Consider the following 20,495-nt stretch of genomic DNA (forward strand, 5'->3'; position numbering starts at 1 on the left):
GGCGGACCAGGCGTTGCGCCAGCACGCCCAGCAGTGACGAGGCCAGCAGGAACGGCTCGACGCCCATATCGATCAGGCGGTTGACCGCCGACACAGCATCGTTGGTGTGCAGGGTCGCCAGCACCAGGTGCCCGGTGAGCGAGGCCTGCACCGCGATTTGCGCGGTCTCCAGGTCGCGGATTTCACCGATCATGATGATGTCCGGGTCCTGACGCAGGATCGCCCGCAGCGCCAGGCCGAAGGTCATGTCGATCTTGGCATTGACCTGGATCTGGCTGATGCCCGGCAGGTCGTATTCCACCGGGTCTTCCACGGTGAGGATATTGCTGGTGCTCGCATCCAGCCGTGCCAACGCCGCGTACAGGCTGGTGGTCTTGCCGCTGCCCGTGGGCCCGGTGACCAGCACAATGCCGTGGGGCTGGCGGATCAAGGTGTCGAGGCGCGCCAGCAACTGCGGCTCCATGCCCAGGGTCTCCAGTTGCAAACGCCCGGCCTGCTTGTCGAGCAGGCGCATCACCACCCGCTCGCCATGCCCGGTGGGCACCGTCGACACGCGAATATCAATCGGCCGCCCGGCCACGCGCAGGGCGATACGGCCATCCTGGGGCAGGCGTTTTTCGGCGATGTCGAGCTGGGCCATGATCTTGATCCGCGACACCAGTGCGCCATGCAATGCCTTACGCGGCGACACCACGTCACGCAGGGTGCCGTCGACGCGGTAACGCACCACGGAGTGGGTTTCATAGGGCTCGATATGGATATCACTGGCCTCGTCCCGCGCGGCCTGTGTGAGCAAGGCGTTGATCATACGAATCACCGGCGCGCCATCCTGGGTGTCGAGCAGGTCGGTGATCTCGGGCATGTCCTGCATCAGGCGGTCGAGGTCGACCTCGTTCTCTGCCGCGCCCACCACGGCGGCGGCGCTGCCCGTATCGGCATAAGCACTGGCGAGAAGGCCGTCGAGTTCATCGTCGCGTACCTGCTCAACCCGCGACTGGCCGAACTGGCGCCGCACTTCGCTGATCGACCAACCGGGGGTGGAGGGGCAGACGGTCAGCAGCATGCCGTCGTCGCCGGGACGCAGGAGGATGCGTTGGCATTTGGCCCAGGCGTAGGGGAGCAGGCTCACGAGACATCCTCTTGACCGAGCGCGGTCCAAATGTGGGAGGGGGCTTGCTCCCGATGAGGGTGTGTCAGCCAGCCAATTTGAAACTGACCCACCGCTATCGGGAGCAAGCCCCCTCCCACATTTAGATCTCCACTCGAACTCATGGCCGTGCATTTCCAGAAACCGGCACCGCGCGAATCACCGCCCTCGGCCCCTGCTGCTGCCCGCCCGGAATAGCCTTCTCCACCGCCGGCAATTGCGGCGCCTGCACATCCGGCATCGCCCAGCTGTGCTCCGGCTGCAACCCACCCTGGGCACGACGCATGAATTCATAGCGGTTCAAGGTAATGCTACGCCCCGCGCCACTGTCGCGAATAATGTAAGGCCGCAAAAACACCATCAGGTTGGTCTTGCTCACACTGCGCTTCTCATTGCGAAACAACGCCCCCAACCCCGGAATATCCGAGAGCCACGGCACCGCGTCATTGCTCTGGCTGTAGCCGTCCTGCAACAGCCCGCCCAGCACCATGATCTGCCCGTCGTCGAGCAGGATGCTGGTATCGATCGCGCGCTTGTTGGTCACCGTGCCCGCCGACACCGACGCCCGTGTGTCCACGGTGCTGACCTCCTGGTAGATATCCAGCTTCACCGTGCCACCTTCGGAGATCTGCGGGCGTACATTCAGCTTGAGCCCCACCTCTTCGCGCTGCACGGTCTGGAACGGGTTATTGCTGGTGCCGCCGCCACCGGTCACATAACTGCCGGTGACGAATGGAATGGTCTGCCCCACGAAAATGCTCGCCGCTTCGTTGTCCAGGGTCAGCAGGTTCGGCGTCGACAGCACATTGGTGCCGCCCTTGCTCTTCAAGGCACGGGCCAGCACCTTGAGGTCGAGCACCTTGCCGATCCCCGGAATATCCACGGTGCCGTTGACCACGCCGATATTCAGGCCCTTGGGCAGTACGTCGATGCTGGTGGGACTGGCGGGCGTGCCGTTCACGCCGCTGCCACCCAGGTTAACACCACCAAAGCCACCTTTGCCCGCCAGGTTGCCGGCCTGCCATTGCACACCGAACTCGGTGGCATCGTCCTCGCCCACTTCCACGATCAGGCTTTCGATCACCACCTGGGCGCGGCGCTGGTCAAGCATGTCGATCACTTCCCGCAGGTTGCGGTACAGCGGGTCCGGCGCGGAGATCAGCAGGGTGTTGGTGGTGGCGTCGGCCTGGATGGTCACGCCGCCGGCGCTGAACGCGGTGTCCTGCTCGTTGGCGGTATTGCCGGTACTGGTACCGGTGCTGGAACCGGTGGCTTGCCCATAGCCCGACTGCACGCCACTGCCGGTGGGCGTGCCGCTGCTGTTCTGGGCGTTGCTCGTGCCCTGGCTGTTCTTGCTATTGCCGCCCATGGCACTGAGCTTGCCACGCGCATCGTCGCTCACCCCGGAATCACTCTCGCCGGTGAGCAGCCCGCGCAGCGACTGGGCCAGCTTGCCCGCCTGGGCGTTGCGCAGGTACACCACGTGCATATTGCTGGGGTTGCTCTGGGCATTGTCGAGCTTGTAGATGAGGTTGCGCGCGAGCTCCGTACGTTCGGGGCTGCCGGAACGGATGATGATCGAATTGGAGCGCGGGTCACCGACCACGTTGATCTTCTGGGTCTGGTCGGCGCCCTGGGTTTCCAGCAGCTCGGAAACCATGGCGGCGATGTCCACGGCAATGCCGTTCTGAATCTGCACCACATCGGTATCGATGGCGCTGGGGGTGTCGATGCCGCTGATGATCTGGGCGACCCGCGCAAGGTTTTCCGCATAGTCAGTGATGACGATGCTGTTGTTGCCGGGGTAGGCGTTGATCGGGTTGTTCGGCGACACGATGGGACGCAGCACCGGGATCAGGTTCACCGCATTTTCGTATTGCAGGCGGAAGGTGCGCGTCTGCATGCCACTGCTGCCGGCACTGTAGATCGGCCCGCCGAGCAACTTGGCATCGGCCTCCGGCACCACCTGGGCCACGCCGCCCACATCCACCACACTGAAACCCTGCATGCGCAGCGCCGCCAGCAGCATGTCGTAGGCCTGATGGGCCGGCACCTGGCCTTCGCTGACCAGGGTGAGCTTGCCCTTTACCCGAGGGTCCACCAGGAACTGCTGGCCGGTGGCACGGGACAGCGCACGCACCACCGCCTGGATATCGGCATCGACGAAATTGAGCTGCACCGGCTGGTCACCCAGCGGGTTGCGCGCCTTGACCGGCGCCGGGGCCTGGCCACGGACGCTGTTGGTCACCGGGTGCTGGACCCGCGGTTTCGGTGCTTCGTCGCGCTGGCGATCCAGCAGGGTATCGCCGCTGCGCCGGGTATCGGCCAGGGGTTGGCCAAGCTCACTGTCCACCAGTAACGGCGTGGTTGACGGGCTGCTGCACGCACTCAAGGCCAGCAACAGCAACGGCGCGGCCTTGCGAAAAGGGAGGACTGACCACTTCATGAAGCTTCCTTAGCGCCAGGCGCCTGATCCATGCGAACGGTCCCGGACACAGTGCCGGCCGAGTTATCGACGGCATCCGCAGCACGTTGCAAACGCGCCTCGGACACCTCCAGGGAAAATGAACGGGCATTGCCCAGCAGCCAGGCCACCACGGCGTCGGCCGGGGCGTTGTCGAAGGTCAGGCGCCAACCGCCGGCGTCCAGCGCCTGCACCTGGTAATGCCCTTGCAGGCCGGCACTGTCCAGGGCCTGGCGCAACGCGGCTTCGTCGGCCTGGCGCGGCGCGGCGACGTCCTGCAACAGCACCTGCAAGGCTTCGGCCTGGGCGCGCAGCCTGGGGGTTTCGGCCTGCCAGTAGTCGATCTTTTTCAACGCCGGCTGCACCAGCACCAGCCAGGTCAGCAGGCTTGCCAACACCAGCCCGGCGCCGATCAGCAGGCGTTTCTCGCGCAGGGCCAGGCCGCTCCAGAACACCTGGGCCTGGGTGCGCAGGCGCAGCCACCTATTCATCGCCGGCCTCCGGTTTTTCCGTGGCCGGCGCCGGGCCGATGCTCCAGCCCTGCTCATCGCGCGTGGCCGCAAAACCGGCCTGGGCCAACGCGGCCTGCCACTCACCCTCGGCCGCCGGGTTGCGGCTGTCGGCGAGTAACGCCAGGTGCAAGGTGCCCTGCTCAAAGTTCAGGTTATCGACGCTGCCCACCATAAAGGGCAGGTTGCTGCCTGCCAGTTGCAGCAGGCTGCTGAAGCGTTGGCCCGAATCGGCAGTCGCGCCGCTCTGACGTGCGGCCAACTGTTGACGGGCCTGCTGCAAAGGGTTGAGCACCACCGGTAATTCAGGAAACGCCTGGCGCACCTGTTGGTTCATCAACGCTTTGAGCCGTTGGCCTTCGTCGACCTGGCGCGCGGCATACAGGTTGAGGCCGACGGTCCAGATGGCAGCGGCCAGCGCCACACAAGCCAGCGCCCTGACCCATCCGGCACCGGAGGCTTGACCGAGGCGAGCATGCAAGCCCCAGCCAGGCACCGCGCCGCTCCAACGCTGCGCCTCCGCCACCAGCGGCACGTCGAGCGCCTGCAACCCCAGCGGGTGCACAGCGCCCTGTTGCAGGCTGTCGCGGGTCAACAGATAGCCGTCGTCCAACGCCGCCGCCCCCACCGGCAACGCATAGGGCGCCGGGTACAGGCCGCGCAGCTTGAGCTGCACCTGGGCCAAGACCTGGCCCAGTCGCTCCAGCCCGGCCTTGGGCACCCAGCCCACCTGCACGCGCCCATCGCTTTCGCGCGGGCCGTGGGCCACGTGCATTTGTTCCACCGGCCCGAGGATCAGCGCCTGGGCCGCACAGGCCACCGCCGCCTGGTTTTTTGCTGCGGGCAATGGCGGCAGCTCCAGGCTGGTGAGCAGGCTGTCATGCGGGTGCAGAAAGCAGTCCACCGCCTGCCGGCTCTTGCCCAATTGCGCCAGGCTTTCCTGCCCCTCGGACACCACCACGCCACGCTCGATCCAGGCAAATTTCACCTGGCTTTCAGCACTGACCTGATCCAGCGGCGGCAAGGCAATGCGCAAGCGTTTCATACGCCCACCCGCGACCAGATCACCTTGGGCTCACGGTCTTCGGGGCGGTGCAGCAACGCGTCGATTGTCACCCGCCGGCGCTCGCGTCGCGCCTGGCCCTGGAGGCGAAACCACTCGCTGGTAATGCCCACTTGCACCGCTTCCAACTCCACCTGGGGCAAGTGCAGACGGTTGACGAAATCCCCACGGTTGATAAACCAATGCCCGTTGTCGCGCTCGGCCACCAGCCCGTGGGCCTGGGACAGGCTGAGCTGCGGCACCACCGCGCTGAGCACTTCGGCGCTGGCAGTGTTGCCGTTGACCCAGGTATTGCCGGGCAGCACGCTGACGTACGCCTGCAGGCGCTGCAACACCTCCGGGGTCAGGCCTTCGAGGCCACTGAGGTCGTCGAGGCTGCGCAGCATCGGGTATTTGGCGGGCTGCCCGTTCTGTTCATAGGAAGCAATCACCCGCTGGCTGATGCGCCGGCTCACGGCCGGGGCCACGCCCAGGGTGCGGCACAGGCGCTCGAAGCTCTGCAATTGCTCGGCGTCGGGCTGCTGGCGGTTAACCAGGTTGCGCAGGTTGAACTTGCCCTGTTCATCGTCTATCCGCCCCTCGAACACGCCGGCCTGGGCCCGCGCCCAAGGTTGGTCAAGGCGGGTCAGCACGTCCTTCTGGCGGGCTTCCCAGAGCATCTGCCGGCTGCGTTCAAGACCACCGAGCAACAGCCATTGGCCCTGCACGCGCGACTGTTCGGCTTCCAGGCTGCGGGTGAATACGGTCTGGCGCGTGAGCATGCCGCCGGCGATCACCGCCACCACCGCCGCGATCAGCAAGGCACTGATAATCGCCATGCCGCGCTGCTTCGCCGCTGGGGGCGAATACCCTTTCATGGCGCGCCTTACAACTGCCAGGAGCCGATATCGGCATTGACGCCATCGCCATCCGGTTGGCCATCGGCGCCCAGGGAGAACACATCGACCTCACCGTTGGCGCCCGGATTGAGGTAGTGGTAAGGGTGGCCCCAAGGGTCGTTGGGCAAACGCTCGAGGTAGGCGCGCCAGTTATTGTTCTTGGCATCCGCCGGGCGTTCCACCAGCACTTTCAGGCCCTGGTTCATGCTCGGGTAAGTGCCGTGGTCGAGGCGATACAGCTTCAACGCCTGCATCAACCCGCCGATGTCCTGTTTCGCGGCGGTGGCCCGCGCCTGGTCCGGGCGATCGAGGACCTTGGGCACCACCATCGCCGCGAGGATCCCGAGGATGACCACCACCACCATGATCTCGATCAAGGTGAAGCCACGCTGGCCGCGAGGGCCTGGCAATGGGGATGTTAGGCGCGCGATATCCATCTCGACATTCCTTGGCTTGGGTACATTTCGTGGCGCAGTGTTGCAAGAACACATGTCAGTCGTATTGAAAATCCTCGGGAGTTTCGGTCGCCAATCGGTCAACTGCCGGCGCTAGTCTGCGGGCCTGTTTCCCGGCTTTGAGAACCCCATGTACGGCCGTCGCAAGGAGCAAGGTTTTACCCTGATCGAGGTGCTGGTGGCGCTGGCGATTATCGCTGTGGCGATGGCTGCTGCCATCCGCGTGGCCGGGTTGATGACCCAGGGCAACGGCCTGCTGCGGGACAAATCCATGGGGTTGCTGGCGGCGCAGAGTCGCCTGGCGGAGTTGCGCCTGGAAGGGCATTTGCGCGACGGCACAAAGACCTTCAGCTGTGACCAGGGGCGCTTGAAGCTGCGGTGCGAGCAGACCATCAGCCGCGATGGCCGCCTGTTTCAAGTCAACGTGCAGGTGCTCGACGCCAGCCACGAGGCGCCGCCGCTGGCCCGCGTGGAGACACAGGTCAGGGCCGAGTGAGCCGCGGCAAGGCCGGCCCATCGGGCAATTTGTCGAGGTTGACGCGCAGCTTCTCGCCGCCGCGCTCGATCTCGACTCCGTCGCCCTCGATGGCCGTAAGCCGCACGCCGGGGCTGAGGCGCTCGCCCAGCAGGAAACTGCGCGGCGGGCCGTCGTTGAGACTGAGGATCGCCACCGCACCGCGCGCCCCGGCCAGCACCCCAGAGACCTTGACCTGCAACGCCGCCGGCGCATTGGAAAACCATTGCAGCGCCGGATTATCGCTGCGCGCCGCCAGCACCTGGGGCGCGGCCTGGGGCGTATGGGACTCGGCGGACGTCAGCAACAGCGGCGTCCAGACCGCCACACCGGCCAATGCCGCCAGCAACGCCACGATCTGTACACCGTGGGCCGGTGAGAAACGCAGGGTAAATGCCATGGGAAGGACCTCCTGTTTGTCCATGGCACCAGCCTACAGGCCAATTCGCACGTTTTTATTTCACAAGCTCACCAGCTTTCGAGGGGCCTACCGATGAAACAGCAAGGCTTCACCCTGATCGAGTTGATGGTGGTGCTGGTGATCATCGGCATCGCCAGCGCCGCCATCAGCCTGACCATCAAGCCCGACCCGCTGCACCTGCTGCGCAAGGACGCCGAGCGCCTGAGCCAACTGCTGCAAGTGGCCCAGGCCGAAGCCCGCGCGGACGGCCGCCCGATCACCTGGCGCGCCGACGCCAAGGGCTTTCGCTTCAACCGCCGCACCGATGGCAGCGGCGTCGAAGCGTTCCAGGGCGACACCCAACTGCGTCCGCGCCTGTGGGAAAGCACGCCGATGCACATCGATATCGAACCCCGGCAAACCCTGGTGCTCGACGCCGAATGGATCAACCCACCCGTGCGCATCGTGCTGTCCGACGGCCAACACAGCCTCAGCCTGCAACGCGACACCGCCGGCTTGATGCGCGTTGTGAGCCAGCCATGAAGCGCTCCGAACAAGGCTTCACCCTGATCGAAGTGATGGTCGCGATCATGCTCATGGCCGTGGTCAGCGTAATCGCCTGGCGCGGGCTGGACAGCGTCACCCGCGCCGACCAGCACCTGCAGGCGAGCAGCGAACAGACCGAAGTGCTGCTGCGCGCCCTCAACCAACTGCAGCGCGACATCAGCCTGCGCGCCAGCGTCGAACTGAACACCCCGGAGCCCTCAAAGAACAGTGCAGAAAAGCTCGATGGACCGGCGGCGGTCACCGTGCGCAGTTCCGACAGCAAAGGCTTTCGGCTGGACATCATTCGCAGCGCACCCATCGCCGGCGATGGCCTGCAACGGGTGCGCTGGTGGCTCAAGGGCGACAGTTTGTATCGCGCTGCGGCACCCGCGCGGGATCGCTATCCGCTGCCGGCGGCGAAGGATGGCGTGGTGGTGTTGAGCGGGGTCCGTGACCTGCAGGTGCGGGTGTGGGAGGCGGATAAGGGCTGGCGGCAGTTGAGCGGGAATCGGCGTGAGGATCCGTTGGGGCTGGAGATCAGTTTGGTGCGGGAGACGCCGCAGGGGGTGGAGAAGTATCGGCAGGTGGTGGGGCCATTGAGATAGCCGTCCCCCACTCGCGCTTCTCATGCTAGTTGTCGAGCGCAAGCCATTGCAGAGCAGTCGGTTCACTAACTGACCATCCTGAAGAACGACATAGTTATATCTTCCTGCGCCTTGAGTCAACTTTGTCTCTGAGATTAGCGTTGGAACACCTGTTGGGTGATCTGGAGATCACTCGGTCAGACCCCGTTTACCCCCCACTTAACTGCATAAAGTGTGCAGGTAGGGTGCAAAAACACCGACGCAAGGCCGGTGTCAGTGGAGCAAGTTTAAGAGAACTCTATTTTGCACTCTGAAAGAGGAATGGAGCGGCCATCGGTAATAACAAATTGATTACCTTCGATTCGAGCCAGCAGCAACCCGAGGCCTTCGGCACCGGCTTTAATATCCTTTCTCCAGCCGTCAATATCACCGTGATATATGACAGCGTGAAACAGATGGGCCATCTATACGTCTCGAAGAGCCCCCTCGTAACTTTGTACCTTATCAATTGCGCACTTCCCAGTCACGACAACAGGACTGGTTGTCTCTAGAGCCGTTACTGCGCCTTTTGCACCATCAACTATCTTGCGTCAATATTCTTACAAAACTCTCAAATGCCTGAGAAACAGATTCTTCCTCTTCTGGAGAAAGCAACACATTCATAACCTGCTCATCAAGAGCACAGTCATATATATCAATACCCACCCAACCTTTAGACCAAAATTCGACAGTTCCTAGCTTGTTAAAACCTTCCAGCTCTATCCTTTCAAGGTTACCAAAATCCCCATCAGCAAATAATGAGCACTCTAGAGAAAACCCCTTCAAAAGTGGTTTTACGCTTTCATTAAACCAGGAGCCATCCATAAGACTTCTCACTTCTTATCTAGAATTTCAATGTTCTTGACCGTCGGAAGATGCTCGCCGCCCTGTTTATTAAGCAAGAACTGCTGAGACTTACCTTCATCAGGGCCAATCATTTTAAACCAGCCATCTTTCCCGCCCTGAAGCAAGCTGTTAGCTGGAAAATCAAACTCAACATAGACAGAGCCTCTGGGTGCAGCTTCTTTAAGGTCGGAGATGCCATTAGTCGAAACAAAGGTTTGTCCTCCAGCGCCTTGCACCACTTTATTTGTATTTTGCATCTGCACCAGCTCATCAGGAGGCATCCAAATCCGCCAAGGCCCTCATTTACTCCGACCAGAGGACGGGACCACTATGGCCCAGCGAGGAAAACCAGACACACCTTAATGTAACCTTAACGCCATTCGACTGCTGAATCAGTCTCAACGACTCTCGATGGGGAGTGTTTTTTACCAACCAATCCACATGTTCTCTAATATCTTTTGAAAGAAAACATCCCTCAATAGATACAAACCAACCTGATTCTTTCACTCTCCTTGTTACTCCACGACTATTAGTAACACTACTCCCCACAACATTAACTGAAATCAGCACAACCGTCATAAGGCGAGTGATTTTTTCCAGACTCATACCCCCAGGATATATCATTAATTTTACATAGCATTCGGCACACGTCTCAAACTCTGGCGAAACAAGAGTTATTCTAGACTTTTTATCCATGGCAATTAACCTCTTAGGACCACTTGGGATCAGGCCTCGTCTACCTTTAACGAACGTAATATTTTTCGAGGAGTATATTAATTTTTCGCCACCTCCTAGAAGTCGACTCCATGCAAACTTTAGAAGAACTGCTCCATCCATGGCTTTTTGACCAACTAATATTCCACAACTCCATCTACAGCTTCTCCCTTAATAGCTACTCGCCTCCAGTCACCGGTTAGCTCATAGCCACCATTACAACCAACGAAGCTCCGACAGGGTGTAAGAAACATCTCCCGAGTCGCGCCAAACTCCATTCGCAAAGCTTATCGGCCGCTGCGGATAACAAACCAACAACCCTTCGACGAACTGACGAAACGACAAGTCAAGTCGCGTTATCCAACGCATATTGTCGATTTCCAACAATCGCCAGCTGTCTCCACTGTCGAAACCGAAAGCAGTCCCGGTGCTATCCCAGCCGAACAGCCACACCTCGCCCTTAGCACCCGATTCATAGGGTCCGTCTTTATAAAACCCATCATCACCAAAGTAGTCTGCCGCCGGACACAATATGGGTTGAATAGTCAAAAGCGACAGCGCGCAGTCGTCCTCCTTTATCTCACCATGCCCCCGCTCCTGCATAAAAGTAAAGTAATCATCGGGAGCCGCTGGCCACTGCTGTCGCATCCCACTCACGTCACCAGAAGAAACAGGGGTCAGACGCTCTAATAGCACGCATGCGAGTGCATTGAAGGCTTCTAATTTTTCGTACATGGTCATGGTCGCCTCGGAGGGTTCTGCGGAAATGCTGTAGTTGTTGGACTTGCTGGGGCATGAACGCCACCTTGGTGAGCACTTCCACCCGGCACCGGATGCAAATTCCACCATTGGTTAGGTCCACCATACTGCTGTGGTATCACAAGGTGCGCTTGGAAATCCACACCACTCTCCGTCTTCGGCCATATCAAGCCAGTATTCAACTCCCACTCACGCTTGAGATTATTTCGCTGGCTATTGTATTCACGCTGTAAGGCTTGATAGTCGCTTCTGGGTGCGACATAAGTGTGATCCACCTGACGCAACTCATCTGCAAGTTGCGTGCGCTGATTAGAGGGCATCGGCACACCTGAATAGTACTCGACGTCCCGGACCACCGCGCGAGCGTCACTCGAGATGTTCGTCCATCCTAATGTGGATGTTGCTGTAAAACTCGCATCATCAGCCGCTGGTGTACCGTTATCGACTAATTTCGTTTCACCAGACGGCAAGCCGCTCGCAGTTCCTTTTGCATCTAATCAGCAGCTGTAAAAAAATGTTTATCTAGATCAACAGGAGGAAACTGACCAGGTAGAATTTTTGACGAAATATCTCTGCTAAGCAGCTTTAAAATAAACTCAACACAGCCGAAGTTGTAGATTTCCTCTTCCCCCTGATCCGAGCTATGAATAGCAACTTTCCATGAGTCTGGCTCCCCATCAACCAACCAAACAAAAGTTTCTCCATTATCCGTTACCGCCCAAGGAAGAAAAGAGCCTTCCGCAGGGTAATCTGGTCTTGGATAGTCCGATAAAAATTCCTGCCTCATTAAAGCGTACGCATCTATAAAATATTGGCTTTTGTCAAAATTCAAATTTGAGTTTTCTGAAAATGGATCTAACACCCATACGAAATCGTCTACTGCTCCACATCCGTAAATTGATATGAACTGTTTAAAATCAGATGGTAATCGCAGACCTCCCTCAGATTCAAAGGTCGCCCAAACCGCATTATCAAAGATTCGCTGAGAGGGTGGTGAAAGGAGAGCAATCAGTTTATTTATCATTCTTACTTAACTCCACTCACGTTCGGAATTTATACATCAAGAGTAAAACCGCCTGCCCCACGAGCAGACAACATTACACCGGTTGGCATTGGGTTTGTACCTGTATAAATGGGCACAGCACTATAGCTTACTGTTTCACCACTGGTCCGGTCGATTGGTTACGAATGGCGCAGCTCGTTTGTAAACAGTCGGTAACGTGCCTCAACAAAAACGTGCTGACCCCACACCCGAGAGAAGTTGCACTGAGTTACTCTAAGTTGCTCTGACTGGCATTAATTTTCTTTAAATCGCACTAATTTGCAATAATCAAGAATTTTCACGCCAACCTATTTACCGCCTTTAAGTTCGAACGCCCATGCATTCACCATAGATTTCCAAGTATCTTCATTTAAGTTCCCATTCATGGGAAGAAGGTTCAATCTCTCCCAAGGTCCGTTGAACATACTAACAATCAAGTGCCCACCCTCGCCCCCACTGACGCCGCACTTGCCTGCCACACATTGCTGATATGTACTCCGATCATATTTTATTAATGAAAGATTTGACTCGACCCTCTCAACGTGGCTCAAGCCATCTGTTGGGAAGTTTTTATTCACATAGACCTTATATACGGTATTCGGCACAGACTTATTCAACTCTTTATTCCACGCACCTTTACTGCCAGAAACAATCTCAACTTCCCGTAAAGCTTGCCCTGTTCCTTTTGCACTTTATGAATTCCCAACATAAACAATATTATTCGGAAGAGTCATTACCCAAGGCTCGCAAACAGAAGAGCAAAATACATCAAGCCTTCTACCATCAGAAAGTGCAAGAGATGGATCTACGGGCTGATTCTGGGCGATCCACGAAACACTTCCAACTGAAAGACCTACCAACTCTTTAATACGCACACTTGCCTGATCATCCCTACATGCAAACAACATGTCGTCATCCTTAGACACCCTCCAGGCACTACTACTGCTAAAGCTCCAACCGTCTCCAGAAACGTTCAAAAAATCACCATCCCACTCAATACTATTAATACGAAGTGAGGAAAATGACATGACAAGCTTTAAAAAATCAAACATTAGTCCACCTGCTCAATATGCGTTCTTTCTCTAATCCACTGTTTTCTTTCGATTTTAGAAATACCTTTCGGTGGCTGTGGTGGCTTGCACGTTGTTGGATCTATTGGCCCACCATTAGCATTTTCAAACGAAGCCCTCTGAGGACTACGGCTATCTGCTTGCATGACACGGACACGCGAACCATCCGGCATCGTAGATTGCGTACCAACCAATTTTCCTACAGGTGTTGATGGATAACCCCCAGTCTCAAAACTGGCAATCATCTGAGATCACTCGGGGTCAGACTCCGTTTAACTTGAATCGAAAAATCTAGCGCTTCTTGACCATTAACCGGAGCTCGACCATTAACTGCATTCTCGACTTTTCCGTGGTAGGGAGCACCTTCATAGTCCAATCGGCGCATGGCGCCTGCACTTTCACCGGCACCACCTGTCGCTTTTGCCCCAAATCGATTCGACATTACAAAAAGATCATACTATTGAAACAAAATCCGGCCGAGGTACTTTAGGCATGTTTTCGTATGCTTTCAAAACAGTTTGTAACGGTGTCAGAGCTTCATCGTTGTGCCAGTAGACAATCTTGAGCCACGTAGCTGCACGAATATATTGCCCACCGCCCAACCAAGTTTTTTGCAAATTGGCCTGAAGCATTTTTCTACCAGCTTTAAAAAGTTCGTCTTCATTAAACTCCTGACGGGCCGTTCGATGAAGGCACAAAGCATAGCCAAAGTCTCGGGGCTTCAAAGTGCTGGATAGCAATATTTCTCTTTTGCCACTCCAACGTTGATACATCTCAATACCTGCCTCAAAGCCTTCGTCGTGTTCGCCGCTCTGATATGCAAAAGCCATGTAGTCATCCAGGCCAGTTTTGACAATATGATGCGTTGACCAAGGGCGTTTTTCGTAACGCCAGCGAGCTTCCTCATACACACGGGCCGCGCCCCATTCGCCTTCAGAATTCCAGCCCGTTTCCATCCATTCACCCAGAGCTTTTGCCCAGTGCAATATTGTCCTGTGAGCATTAATGTCTGGCCCGAATTCCTCGTCGTTTTCTATGGCCTTATCTATCCATTGCAGAGAGCGGGGAAGTACCGGTGCAATCTCGCCTTGGAGGCCAACTAGCCATGCTGAAATCACATCGGACAAATCAGACTTGGCAACATTCCCCATTGGCCGTTTTGGATCATACTGCGTATCCAATTGCCATTTAAGCATTGCCTCACTGAAACCATTAAATCTGGTTTTGACTGGGTCAAAGAGCATGAATTATCCTCAACAAGGGTTATTTCCGCAAAACCTAACAGGTGTTGAATTTTTCGCAGCACCCGAGCCCACTGTATTGGCATTGAAATTACCATCTCTCAAATTTTGAATGGCTTGCTGCTTTACTGAATCCGGCAAATTTGAATTTCTGATTGCTGTCTGCGCGTTGGAAACTGCTCCATCCAGCGCATTCGAACCAGGCGTAAACGTTGGAGAAGATGGCACACTTTGAGCACTGCTACGATACTTGTTATCCCACAAAGTGACTTCACCTGTAGCTGAGTTGACAGACACCAGATCTGCGCCGCGCGTACCTATAGCATCGCCGTACCGGACTACCGTTTGATTGGGCAAGGCGGCAACATCATTTGCCAATTTCAACTCGCCGACATAGCCGTTAACCTGGGAGTTAGCAATGTTAGGATTGGAGGAACTCAGCGTTTTTGGCGTGTACTCCAGGCCAGCCACTGGATCAGGTAGACGCGGATCAAGTGGAACACCGTTGCTCACTCGAGGTAAAGCGGCGCCGGTGTCACCTGTCAGGCCCTGCGAGACTTTTGTACCACGCGCCACAGCCCGCCTATAAGCCACCACCCCCGCCGCTGTCCCCACCCCAACCGCCAGCGCGATCTTCAAATTGTCCGCAATGTCCTGCGCCTGAGCGTCGCTCAGTTCCCATTTCGCCTTGAGCGAATCGACCATCGCACCCACCGAGTGCTCGGTCGTGGCGGTCGCTAACATTTCCTGGAATTCGTAGTTGCCGTTGATGAGGTTCTGTACTGCTGCCCGGGCCTCAGGCGAGGCGTCGTCAGCGATATCGCGGATGGCGTTGAGGTTCGCCTGGGTGTTGGCGACTTCCATGGAGCGTGCGGCGCAAGAGTCGGGGTCGGCCTGGCAGCTGACTATCGCGTCAATGTCCTGCTGCAGGCTCAGTTCTATGAATTTGCGCGTCGCGTCTTCGATGCAGGAGGCGTCGGTGCATCGCGTTATCTGCTTGGCGGCTCGCTCCAGTTGGTTGTGTGACAGGTAGTTGTATTGCGTGGCGTTCTTCGCCACCCAACTGCCGGTCTCCAGCTTGGCTGCGTCCGTATCGCTCTGCGCCGCAGCCGCGAGCACGCCGACGATCTGCGAGCTCATGGTGAGCAGGTTGTCGTTGCCCTTGACCAAGTCATCCAGGTGGCCAACCAGCGCTTCGCTCGCCGCCGCAGCCAATGCGCCGGTTTTGAAGTCGCCGCCGGTGGCTTCTGCCAGCAACCCACCGACCATGGCGTGAATCACCACCTTCGGGGCCGAGCCGTCCACCAGGAGGTTTTTCGTGTAATCCCCGACCAGGTTGAAGCTGGCGGCCGCCAAGGTGTTGAACAAGGCATTTTTCAGCGCGTCACTGACACTGCCGCCCTGCCCCAGGGCTTTGTTCAGCAACACAGAGGTGCCGTTCTGCAGCGCCTGGTTGGCTGCGAACTGGCCGACACCGCTCCAGGTGCCCAGCGAGCCGGATGTAACAATTTTGCCTATGTCGGTCTGGGTGTGGGTGCCGGTCCATCGATCGAAATGGCCCACCGTCAGCCCCGCAGTGATCGCCGAAATCCCATAGCCCTTGATGGCATCGGACGCCGTCACATCCTTGAGAACCGCACCGAGATTGCCCCGGTTATTGACCACGCTGACGCCGGCATTGGTCGACGCGCCGGTGGCTACTGCACCGACCATGGCGCCGCCTACGCCGCCCCCCGCGGCAGCCGCCGCCATGGGCCCGATGACTGCCGACATCACGATGGCAATGATCATTTGCGAGGCGGGGCCCAGCCCGGAGTGGCTGTACTTGAAGCTGTCGTGGACTTCCCTGACCTGACGCCAGTCCACGTCCCCGCGTTGCTCTGCGTCCTTGAGCCAAGCCAATTGCGGGTCGGCCTTGACCATCGCATCGATGGACTGGGTGACGCTCTGCTGGTTGACCTGCTTGATGTCGATCTTCAAACCGTCGACGGCTTTGATCGCAATGGCGCCCCCGGCAACCAGCTGACTCTGGCGCAGCGTTTCGTCAGTGCTGCCCTTGCCCTTGGATGACACCCAGAATGCGTTGTTGTTGGTCTTCTCGTGGCTCTCCTGATGCAGGTCCTTCACCGCTTCGAAGGTCACCGCTCCACCACTGGTGATGGCGATGTCCGCAGCGCTTTCCAGCCTGGCCCCTTGATAAAGCTGGTCACCGCCGCTGATCAGGTTGAGGTTGCCGCCAGTGGTGACCTGGCTGCCCACCGCGCGCAGGTCGGTGACTTCGTCGCGTTGGGTCTTGAGTGCGCCGAAGCTGCCTTTTTTCTTGTAGTCATACAGGCTGTAGTCGCTGTCATTGGCACTCAGCAGCTGCAACTGCCCACCGGCCACCAGATACGCATCCTTGCCGCTGCGAACCTGGCTGGCGTGCAGCACGATGTCTTGCCCCGCACTGGCGGTAAGGGTGCCGCCGGCAGTGAGCTGGCTGCCCACGTGGCGGACCTGGGTGGTTTGCTCATGGACCCTGGCGCCGTCGCGTTTGCTGTTGACCTCATGATCGGTTTCGTTGGCGGCGGCCAATAGGTGGAGGTTGCCACCGGCGGCGACGGTCAGGTCTTTGCCGGCGTTGGCCTGGCTGGCCAATAGCGTGATGTCGCGCCCGGCGTGCAGGCTCAGGTTACCGGCGGCGTTGAGGTTGGCGCCGAGCTGTTCAGTGCGGCTGTGTTGGGTGACGCGGTGGCCGCCGTTTTCCGTGGTGCGGACCTGTTGGGTGTCGGTGACGGCGATGAGGTTGATGTCGCGCCCCGCACTCAGGCTGGCATCGCCAGCGCTGTTGATATCACCACGGTTGGTGATGTCACGACCGGCATTGAGCGTGAGTTGCTGTCCGGCACTGATCCGGCTGGCGGTGTCGAGATGGGTGACGAGGGTGCCGTCGCCCTGATGCCTGGCGTGGGCGGTGCGTTCGTTGAGGATGTCGCCGCTCACGCTGGTGAGATCGATGTGACTGCCACGGATCTCACCGGCCATCGCATTGCGGATACTGTCGCTGGCCAGCAGGCTGATGCGGTCACCGGCGCTGATCGTGCCGCCATTGAGCAGGCTGCCATCGCTGATAGCGGTCAGATCCTGCGAGGCTTTCAAGGTGCCCACGCTGACGATATCGCCACCGCTGACCAGGTTGACATCCCGGCCTTGCACCAGGCTGCCGCCCCGCAGGTTATGGGCATCGACCGTTGCCAGGTACAGCACCGGCACCAGCACGTCTTCGCCCTGCACCTGGCGTTTTTCCATCCACACGATGTCGTGGGTCAGGGCCGCCACCTGCTGCGCGGTGAGGCCGACGCCGACACTCAGTTGCAGGCTGTCGCGGGCGCTGAGGCCGTTGTCCATCAGGTAGCGGAACTGTTCCTCGTCGCTCTCCAGCCCGGCGAGAAAGCGTTGGCCGGTCTTCGCCAGCACGGCGTCACGGATCAGGCGGCTTTCGTAATAGCCGTCCCCCAGGCGCCGCCAGGCTTCGTCGTTGTTGTAGCCGATCTTGTCGAGCAGGTACTGGGAACTGAGAAAGCTGGCAAGGTGGGTGAAGAGGGGATTGGTTTCAATCAGGTAGGGGCCGCCCGGATTCCTGCTGGGGATAAACAGCCCGTATTCACCGCTGGGCAGTTGGAATTCCGGCGGTTGGGTCAGGTCTTCGCTGAGGCGATCAGGGCTCAGTTCGAGGTCGTTGGGGTTGTGGCCTGTTTCGCCCGTCAGTTGCGCCAGGGTGTTTTCACGCAGGGTGCCGTTTTGCAGGTACTCGCTGGCCTGCAGGTTGAGGCTGCCGCCGGCTTGCAGGGTGGCGGCATAGACTGCGCGGCCATCCTCGCGCCAGGTCGTGAGTGTGCCGGGGTTGCTGAAGCCCTCCCCTGTCGAGCGTGCCTTGAGTTCGGCAAAGCGCACCGGGTCGAACGGCGCGTTGTTGAAGGCCGGCAGGTCGTGGAACTCCATCTGGTCCCACAGGGCTTTGTCGATGCGCCCGGGGGTGCCGATGATGGTGCTGGAAGTACCGGTCTGGGAGGCCGCGCCCTGGTTGATAAGGCGGTGGGCGGCGAGGTGCATGTCGCCATTGGCGGCGAGCAGGCTGTAGCGGTTTTCCAGGGTATGCGCGTCGATACTCAGGTGTTTGCCGGCCACCAGTCGCGCGGCCTGGGTGGAGTTGGGCGCGGCGGTTTCGCGCCAGGTTTCGCTGATATAGATGGTGCCGCGCTTGAAGCTGTCGTCGCCGTCGCAGTGCTGGCCGCAGACCCACTGGATGCTGCCGCCGACCAGTTCGCGTTCGAGGGCAAGGTGGGTGCGGGCGTTTTCGAACTCGCGGGCGTTGATGTGCAGGTTGCCTTCGGTTTCCACGCTGCCGGAGAGGTTACTGAAGCGCGTGCCGCTGAAACTGAAATCACCGACGCTGTAGAGATCACCTTCGAGGTTGCTGAAATGCTCGCCGCGCACGTGCAGGTCGCCGCCGCTGAACAGCAGGCCGGTGTTGGAGACGTTGGCAGTGAGCAGGAAATGACCTTGGCTGCCGACGCTCCCATGGTTATTCAACTGAGCGGCATTGATCTGCATATGCCGCGCTGCACTGAGCACGCCGAGGTTGTGCAGTACATCGCGCACGCGCAGTTGGATGTCTTGACCGCTGAGGATCTGGCCGTGGTCTTGGGTGAGGTTTGATGCGCTGATGACGGCATCGCCTTTGGCGGCGATGAGGCCGGTGTTCTTCAGATCGCCATCGATCTGCAGTTGCAGACGGTGGTCGCCGAGCAGTTCGCCAGCGTTGGTGAACGTGCCGGCCGCAATACTCAGCTCACTGCCCGCCCCCACGATCTTGCCGCTGTTGTCGACGGTGTCGGCGACCAGGCTCAGATCGCCTTCGGCATGAATCGTCCCGGCGTGGTTGACGGCATGATGGGCGACAATGTCCAGTTCGCGGGCGGTGACGACCTGGCCGTTGTTTCTCAGGGTCTGGCGTGCGTCGACCCTGGCGCTGCCGGCGGCGATCCGGCCGTTGTTATCGAGGCTGCCGCTGGTGATTTCCAAGTGGCCACTGGCGTTGAGTTCGCCCTGGTTATCCAGGCGCTGGGCCTGGATGGCCAGCTGTTTGCCCGCGATACGCCGATCTTCCAGGATGCCGCTGACAACCTTGCCCTGGTTGCTGACCGAGGTGCCTTCCACGCTCACATTCCCGGCACTGGCCAGGGTTTGCCGCACCACCAGGTCACCCTGGGCCTGCAGGTCGACATCCCCCATCGCAAAGGTCGGGCCCTGCAAGTCAATCGACTCGGCCTTGGCAGTGAGTGCGCCGACGCTGGTGGTATGGGACAGGCTCAGGCCGCCATTGGCGTTGATCACAATGTCGCCGGCGGTGCTGGCCATATCGCCCGCCAGCCTTACGCCTACGCCCTGTTCAGTGCCCACCAGGCGAATCGTCCCGGCGTACATCCCGCCGAGTGCGCTGGCGTCGATGGCCAGTTGCGGTTTGTCCCGGCCATCCTCGGCATGGGCGTGGGCCTGCAAACTGTCGGCGCTGACATCGTTACGGCCGGTGATGACGGTGAGGTGGTCGGCATGCAACTGCGCATTCAGCTTGGCCGTACGGGTAATCAGGTCGAACTGGCTGACATTGCGTGCATTGAGCCCGGCGCCCTCCACTGCAATATCGCCGCCCTCTACGCGAAAGTGATCCAGCCGCCCACCCTCGATCACTGGCTTGCCGGTGGTCAATGTCGCGCGAGGCGTATTGATAAATCCGCAGCCATTGCAGGTGATGCCATGAGGATTGGCGACGATCACCCGCGCGGCCTGCCCGGCCACCTCGGTGTAGCCACCCAAGTGGCTGCGGTTGCCACCGGTGACTTCGTTGAGGATCACGCTGGCGGCTCGCCCTTGCAGGCCTGGGTTGCCGAGGATCACACCCCCCAGCTGGGTGTGTTGCGTGGCCTGGGTGGCGTTGTTGAGGATCAGCCCCTGGCTGCCGACGTTGTAGTCGGTGAACAGGTTATGGGACAGCCCGCTGCCATTGGGCCCGGCGATATTCACCACCGGCACGCCATTGGGTGCATGGCCGACGCTGGTGCCAGGGCTGGCTGGGTCCACGCTCAGCTCTGCGGCGGCGGCAACAATGGGGTTGAGGAAGATAATTCCCGCCAGGCTCAGGGCCAGGCACTGGTTAAACGGGCTGCGCACGTCCATAGGCAAGG

At 59.2% G+C, this 20,495-nt stretch carries 20 protein-coding genes; 3 read left to right on the forward strand and 17 right to left on the reverse strand.

Annotation, left to right across the window (positions count from 1 at the left end; all coding sequences use genetic code 11):
* From PspCFBP13509_RS29935 to gspG, 6 genes are all read right to left on the reverse strand, one after another.
* Positions 1 to 1,129 (reverse strand): ATPase, T2SS/T4P/T4SS family (locus tag PspCFBP13509_RS29935; RefSeq protein WP_137213084.1); only part of this gene is annotated, 1,129 nt, incomplete at its 3' end.
* Positions 1,130 to 1,268: 139 nt separating this feature from the next.
* On the reverse strand, positions 1,269 to 3,593 hold the full coding sequence (gspD, locus tag PspCFBP13509_RS29940) for a type II secretion system secretin GspD (protein WP_137213085.1): 2,325 nt from the start codon (positions 3,591 to 3,593) through the stop codon (positions 1,269 to 1,271).
* Complete coding sequence (gene gspM / locus PspCFBP13509_RS29945; protein WP_065926280.1) at positions 3,590 to 4,102, reverse strand: type II secretion system protein GspM; 513 nt, start codon at positions 4,100 to 4,102, stop codon at positions 3,590 to 3,592. Before gspM ends, gspD begins: the two co-directional genes overlap by 4 nt.
* Positions 4,095 to 5,165: a type II secretion system protein GspL gene (gspL, locus tag PspCFBP13509_RS29950; protein ID WP_137213086.1), complete on the reverse strand. Its 1,071-nt coding sequence runs from the start codon at positions 5,163 to 5,165 to the stop codon at positions 4,095 to 4,097. The genes gspM and gspL overlap by 8 nt, the downstream gene beginning before the upstream one ends.
* Entirely contained in the window at positions 5,162 to 6,040 is an 879-nt protein-coding gene (gene gspK / locus PspCFBP13509_RS29955) for a type II secretion system minor pseudopilin GspK (RefSeq protein ID WP_083221209.1), read from the reverse strand. The genes gspL and gspK overlap by 4 nt, the downstream gene beginning before the upstream one ends.
* A gap of 8 nt (positions 6,041 to 6,048) precedes the next feature.
* On the reverse strand, positions 6,049 to 6,498 hold the full coding sequence (gene gspG, locus PspCFBP13509_RS29960; protein ID WP_049708805.1) for a type II secretion system major pseudopilin GspG: 450 nt from the start codon (positions 6,496 to 6,498) through the stop codon (positions 6,049 to 6,051).
* Between the two features lie 148 nt (positions 6,499 to 6,646).
* Between gspG and gspI the strand changes: the two genes are divergently transcribed.
* Positions 6,647 to 7,012, forward strand: a complete 366-nt coding sequence (gspI, locus tag PspCFBP13509_RS29965; protein WP_065926283.1) for a type II secretion system minor pseudopilin GspI — start codon at positions 6,647 to 6,649, stop codon at positions 7,010 to 7,012.
* On the opposite strand, the gene PspCFBP13509_RS29970 is transcribed toward gspI, so the two are convergent.
* Positions 6,999 to 7,430 carry a type II secretion system protein N gene (locus PspCFBP13509_RS29970; protein ID WP_027607547.1) on the reverse strand — a complete coding sequence of 144 codons (432 nt, stop codon included), beginning with the start codon at positions 7,428 to 7,430 and terminating at the stop codon, positions 6,999 to 7,001. The two genes, gspI and PspCFBP13509_RS29970, sit on opposite strands and share 14 nt — an antisense overlap.
* A 93-nt stretch (positions 7,431 to 7,523) precedes the next feature.
* On the opposite strand from PspCFBP13509_RS29970, the gene gspH reads away from it, so the two are divergent.
* Both gspH and PspCFBP13509_RS29980 read left to right on the forward strand, forming a co-directional pair.
* Positions 7,524 to 7,973: a type II secretion system minor pseudopilin GspH gene (gspH, locus tag PspCFBP13509_RS29975; RefSeq protein ID WP_137213087.1), complete on the forward strand. Its 450-nt coding sequence runs from the start codon at positions 7,524 to 7,526 to the stop codon at positions 7,971 to 7,973.
* Positions 7,970 to 8,581 (forward strand): type II secretion system protein GspJ, encoded by a 612-nt coding sequence (locus PspCFBP13509_RS29980; protein WP_065926285.1) that lies wholly within the window; start codon positions 7,970 to 7,972, stop codon positions 8,579 to 8,581. The genes gspH and PspCFBP13509_RS29980 overlap by 4 nt, the downstream gene beginning before the upstream one ends.
* Positions 8,582 to 8,847: 266 nt before the next feature.
* Here the strand turns inward: PspCFBP13509_RS29980 and PspCFBP13509_RS31455 are convergent, their stop codons facing one another.
* The 10 genes from PspCFBP13509_RS31455 to PspCFBP13509_RS30025 all read right to left on the reverse strand — a co-directional run bounded on the left by PspCFBP13509_RS31455 (position 8,848) and on the right by PspCFBP13509_RS30025 (position 20,487).
* A complete protein-coding gene (locus tag PspCFBP13509_RS31455; protein ID WP_162556797.1) occupies positions 8,848 to 9,024 on the reverse strand; it encodes a hypothetical protein in 177 nt (58 codons plus the stop codon).
* Positions 9,025 to 9,136: 112 nt separating this feature from the next.
* The gene (locus PspCFBP13509_RS29985) at positions 9,137 to 9,424 is read right to left on the reverse strand and encodes a hypothetical protein (protein WP_137213088.1); all 288 of its coding nucleotides are present in this window, start codon (positions 9,422 to 9,424) and stop codon (positions 9,137 to 9,139) included.
* 8 nt (positions 9,425 to 9,432) lie between these two features.
* Positions 9,433 to 9,726, reverse strand: a complete 294-nt coding sequence (locus tag PspCFBP13509_RS29990) for a TreTu family toxin (protein ID WP_137213089.1) — start codon at positions 9,724 to 9,726, stop codon at positions 9,433 to 9,435.
* Between the two features lie 22 nt (positions 9,727 to 9,748).
* Positions 9,749 to 10,282 (reverse strand): DUF4279 domain-containing protein, encoded by a 534-nt coding sequence (locus tag PspCFBP13509_RS32055; protein ID WP_342636597.1) that lies wholly within the window; start codon positions 10,280 to 10,282, stop codon positions 9,749 to 9,751.
* Positions 10,283 to 10,375: 93 nt separating this feature from the next.
* Positions 10,376 to 10,900, reverse strand: coding sequence for a hypothetical protein (locus tag PspCFBP13509_RS30000; RefSeq protein WP_027607552.1), 525 nt, complete (start codon positions 10,898 to 10,900; stop codon positions 10,376 to 10,378).
* Between the two features lie 511 nt (positions 10,901 to 11,411).
* On the reverse strand, positions 11,412 to 11,942 hold the full coding sequence (locus PspCFBP13509_RS30005; protein WP_137213090.1) for an SMI1/KNR4 family protein: 531 nt from the start codon (positions 11,940 to 11,942) through the stop codon (positions 11,412 to 11,414).
* Between the two features lie 326 nt (positions 11,943 to 12,268).
* On the reverse strand, positions 12,269 to 12,565 hold the full coding sequence (locus PspCFBP13509_RS32325) for a DNA/RNA non-specific endonuclease (RefSeq protein WP_446730751.1): 297 nt from the start codon (positions 12,563 to 12,565) through the stop codon (positions 12,269 to 12,271).
* Positions 12,566 to 12,652: 87 nt separating this feature from the next.
* Positions 12,653 to 13,012, reverse strand: coding sequence for a hypothetical protein (locus tag PspCFBP13509_RS30015; RefSeq protein ID WP_137213091.1), 360 nt, complete (start codon positions 13,010 to 13,012; stop codon positions 12,653 to 12,655).
* A gap of 470 nt (positions 13,013 to 13,482) precedes the next feature.
* Positions 13,483 to 14,274, reverse strand: a complete 792-nt coding sequence (locus PspCFBP13509_RS30020; RefSeq protein ID WP_137213092.1) for a hypothetical protein — start codon at positions 14,272 to 14,274, stop codon at positions 13,483 to 13,485.
* A gap of 9 nt (positions 14,275 to 14,283) precedes the next feature.
* Entirely contained in the window at positions 14,284 to 20,487 is a 6,204-nt protein-coding gene (locus PspCFBP13509_RS30025; protein WP_137213093.1) for a two-partner secretion domain-containing protein, read from the reverse strand.
* Positions 20,488 to 20,495 lie beyond the last annotated feature (8 nt).

This window comes from Pseudomonas sp. CFBP13509, from assembly GCF_005233485.1.
Lineage (GTDB): Bacteria > Pseudomonadota > Gammaproteobacteria > Pseudomonadales > Pseudomonadaceae > Aquipseudomonas > Aquipseudomonas marginalis.

Bases quoted from the DNA above. Each gene is read 5' to 3' on its own strand.
- gspD (WP_137213085.1), bottom strand. From the start codon at position 3,593: ATGAAGTGGTCAGTCCTCCCTTTTCGCAAGGCCGCGCCGTTGCTGTTG.
- gspM (WP_065926280.1), bottom strand. From the start codon at position 4,102: ATGAATAGGTGGCTGCGCCTGCGCACCCAGGCCCAGGTGTTCTGGAGC.
- gspL (WP_137213086.1), bottom strand. From the start codon at position 5,165: ATGAAACGCTTGCGCATTGCCTTGCCGCCGCTGGATCAGGTCAGTGCT.
- gspK (WP_083221209.1), bottom strand. From the start codon at position 6,040: ATGAAAGGGTATTCGCCCCCAGCGGCGAAGCAGCGCGGCATGGCGATT.
- gspG (WP_049708805.1), bottom strand. From the start codon at position 6,498: ATGGATATCGCGCGCCTAACATCCCCATTGCCAGGCCCTCGCGGCCAG.
- gspI (WP_065926283.1), top strand. From the start codon at position 6,647: ATGTACGGCCGTCGCAAGGAGCAAGGTTTTACCCTGATCGAGGTGCTG.
- PspCFBP13509_RS29970 (WP_027607547.1), bottom strand. From the start codon at position 7,430: ATGGCATTTACCCTGCGTTTCTCACCGGCCCACGGTGTACAGATCGTG.
- gspH (WP_137213087.1), top strand. From the start codon at position 7,524: ATGAAACAGCAAGGCTTCACCCTGATCGAGTTGATGGTGGTGCTGGTG.
- PspCFBP13509_RS29980 (WP_065926285.1), top strand. From the start codon at position 7,970: ATGAAGCGCTCCGAACAAGGCTTCACCCTGATCGAAGTGATGGTCGCG.
- PspCFBP13509_RS31455 (WP_162556797.1), bottom strand. From the start codon at position 9,024: ATGGCCCATCTGTTTCACGCTGTCATATATCACGGTGATATTGACGGC.
- PspCFBP13509_RS29985 (WP_137213088.1), bottom strand. From the start codon at position 9,424: ATGGATGGCTCCTGGTTTAATGAAAGCGTAAAACCACTTTTGAAGGGG.
- PspCFBP13509_RS29990 (WP_137213089.1), bottom strand. From the start codon at position 9,726: ATGCCTCCTGATGAGCTGGTGCAGATGCAAAATACAAATAAAGTGGTG.
- PspCFBP13509_RS32055 (WP_342636597.1), bottom strand. From the start codon at position 10,282: ATGGATGGAGCAGTTCTTCTAAAGTTTGCATGGAGTCGACTTCTAGGA.
- PspCFBP13509_RS30000 (WP_027607552.1), bottom strand. From the start codon at position 10,900: ATGACCATGTACGAAAAATTAGAAGCCTTCAATGCACTCGCATGCGTG.
- PspCFBP13509_RS30005 (WP_137213090.1), bottom strand. From the start codon at position 11,942: ATGATAAATAAACTGATTGCTCTCCTTTCACCACCCTCTCAGCGAATC.
- PspCFBP13509_RS30015 (WP_137213091.1), bottom strand. From the start codon at position 13,012: ATGTTTGATTTTTTAAAGCTTGTCATGTCATTTTCCTCACTTCGTATT.
- PspCFBP13509_RS30020 (WP_137213092.1), bottom strand. From the start codon at position 14,274: ATGCTCTTTGACCCAGTCAAAACCAGATTTAATGGTTTCAGTGAGGCA.
- PspCFBP13509_RS30025 (WP_137213093.1), bottom strand. From the start codon at position 20,487: ATGGACGTGCGCAGCCCGTTTAACCAGTGCCTGGCCCTGAGCCTGGCG.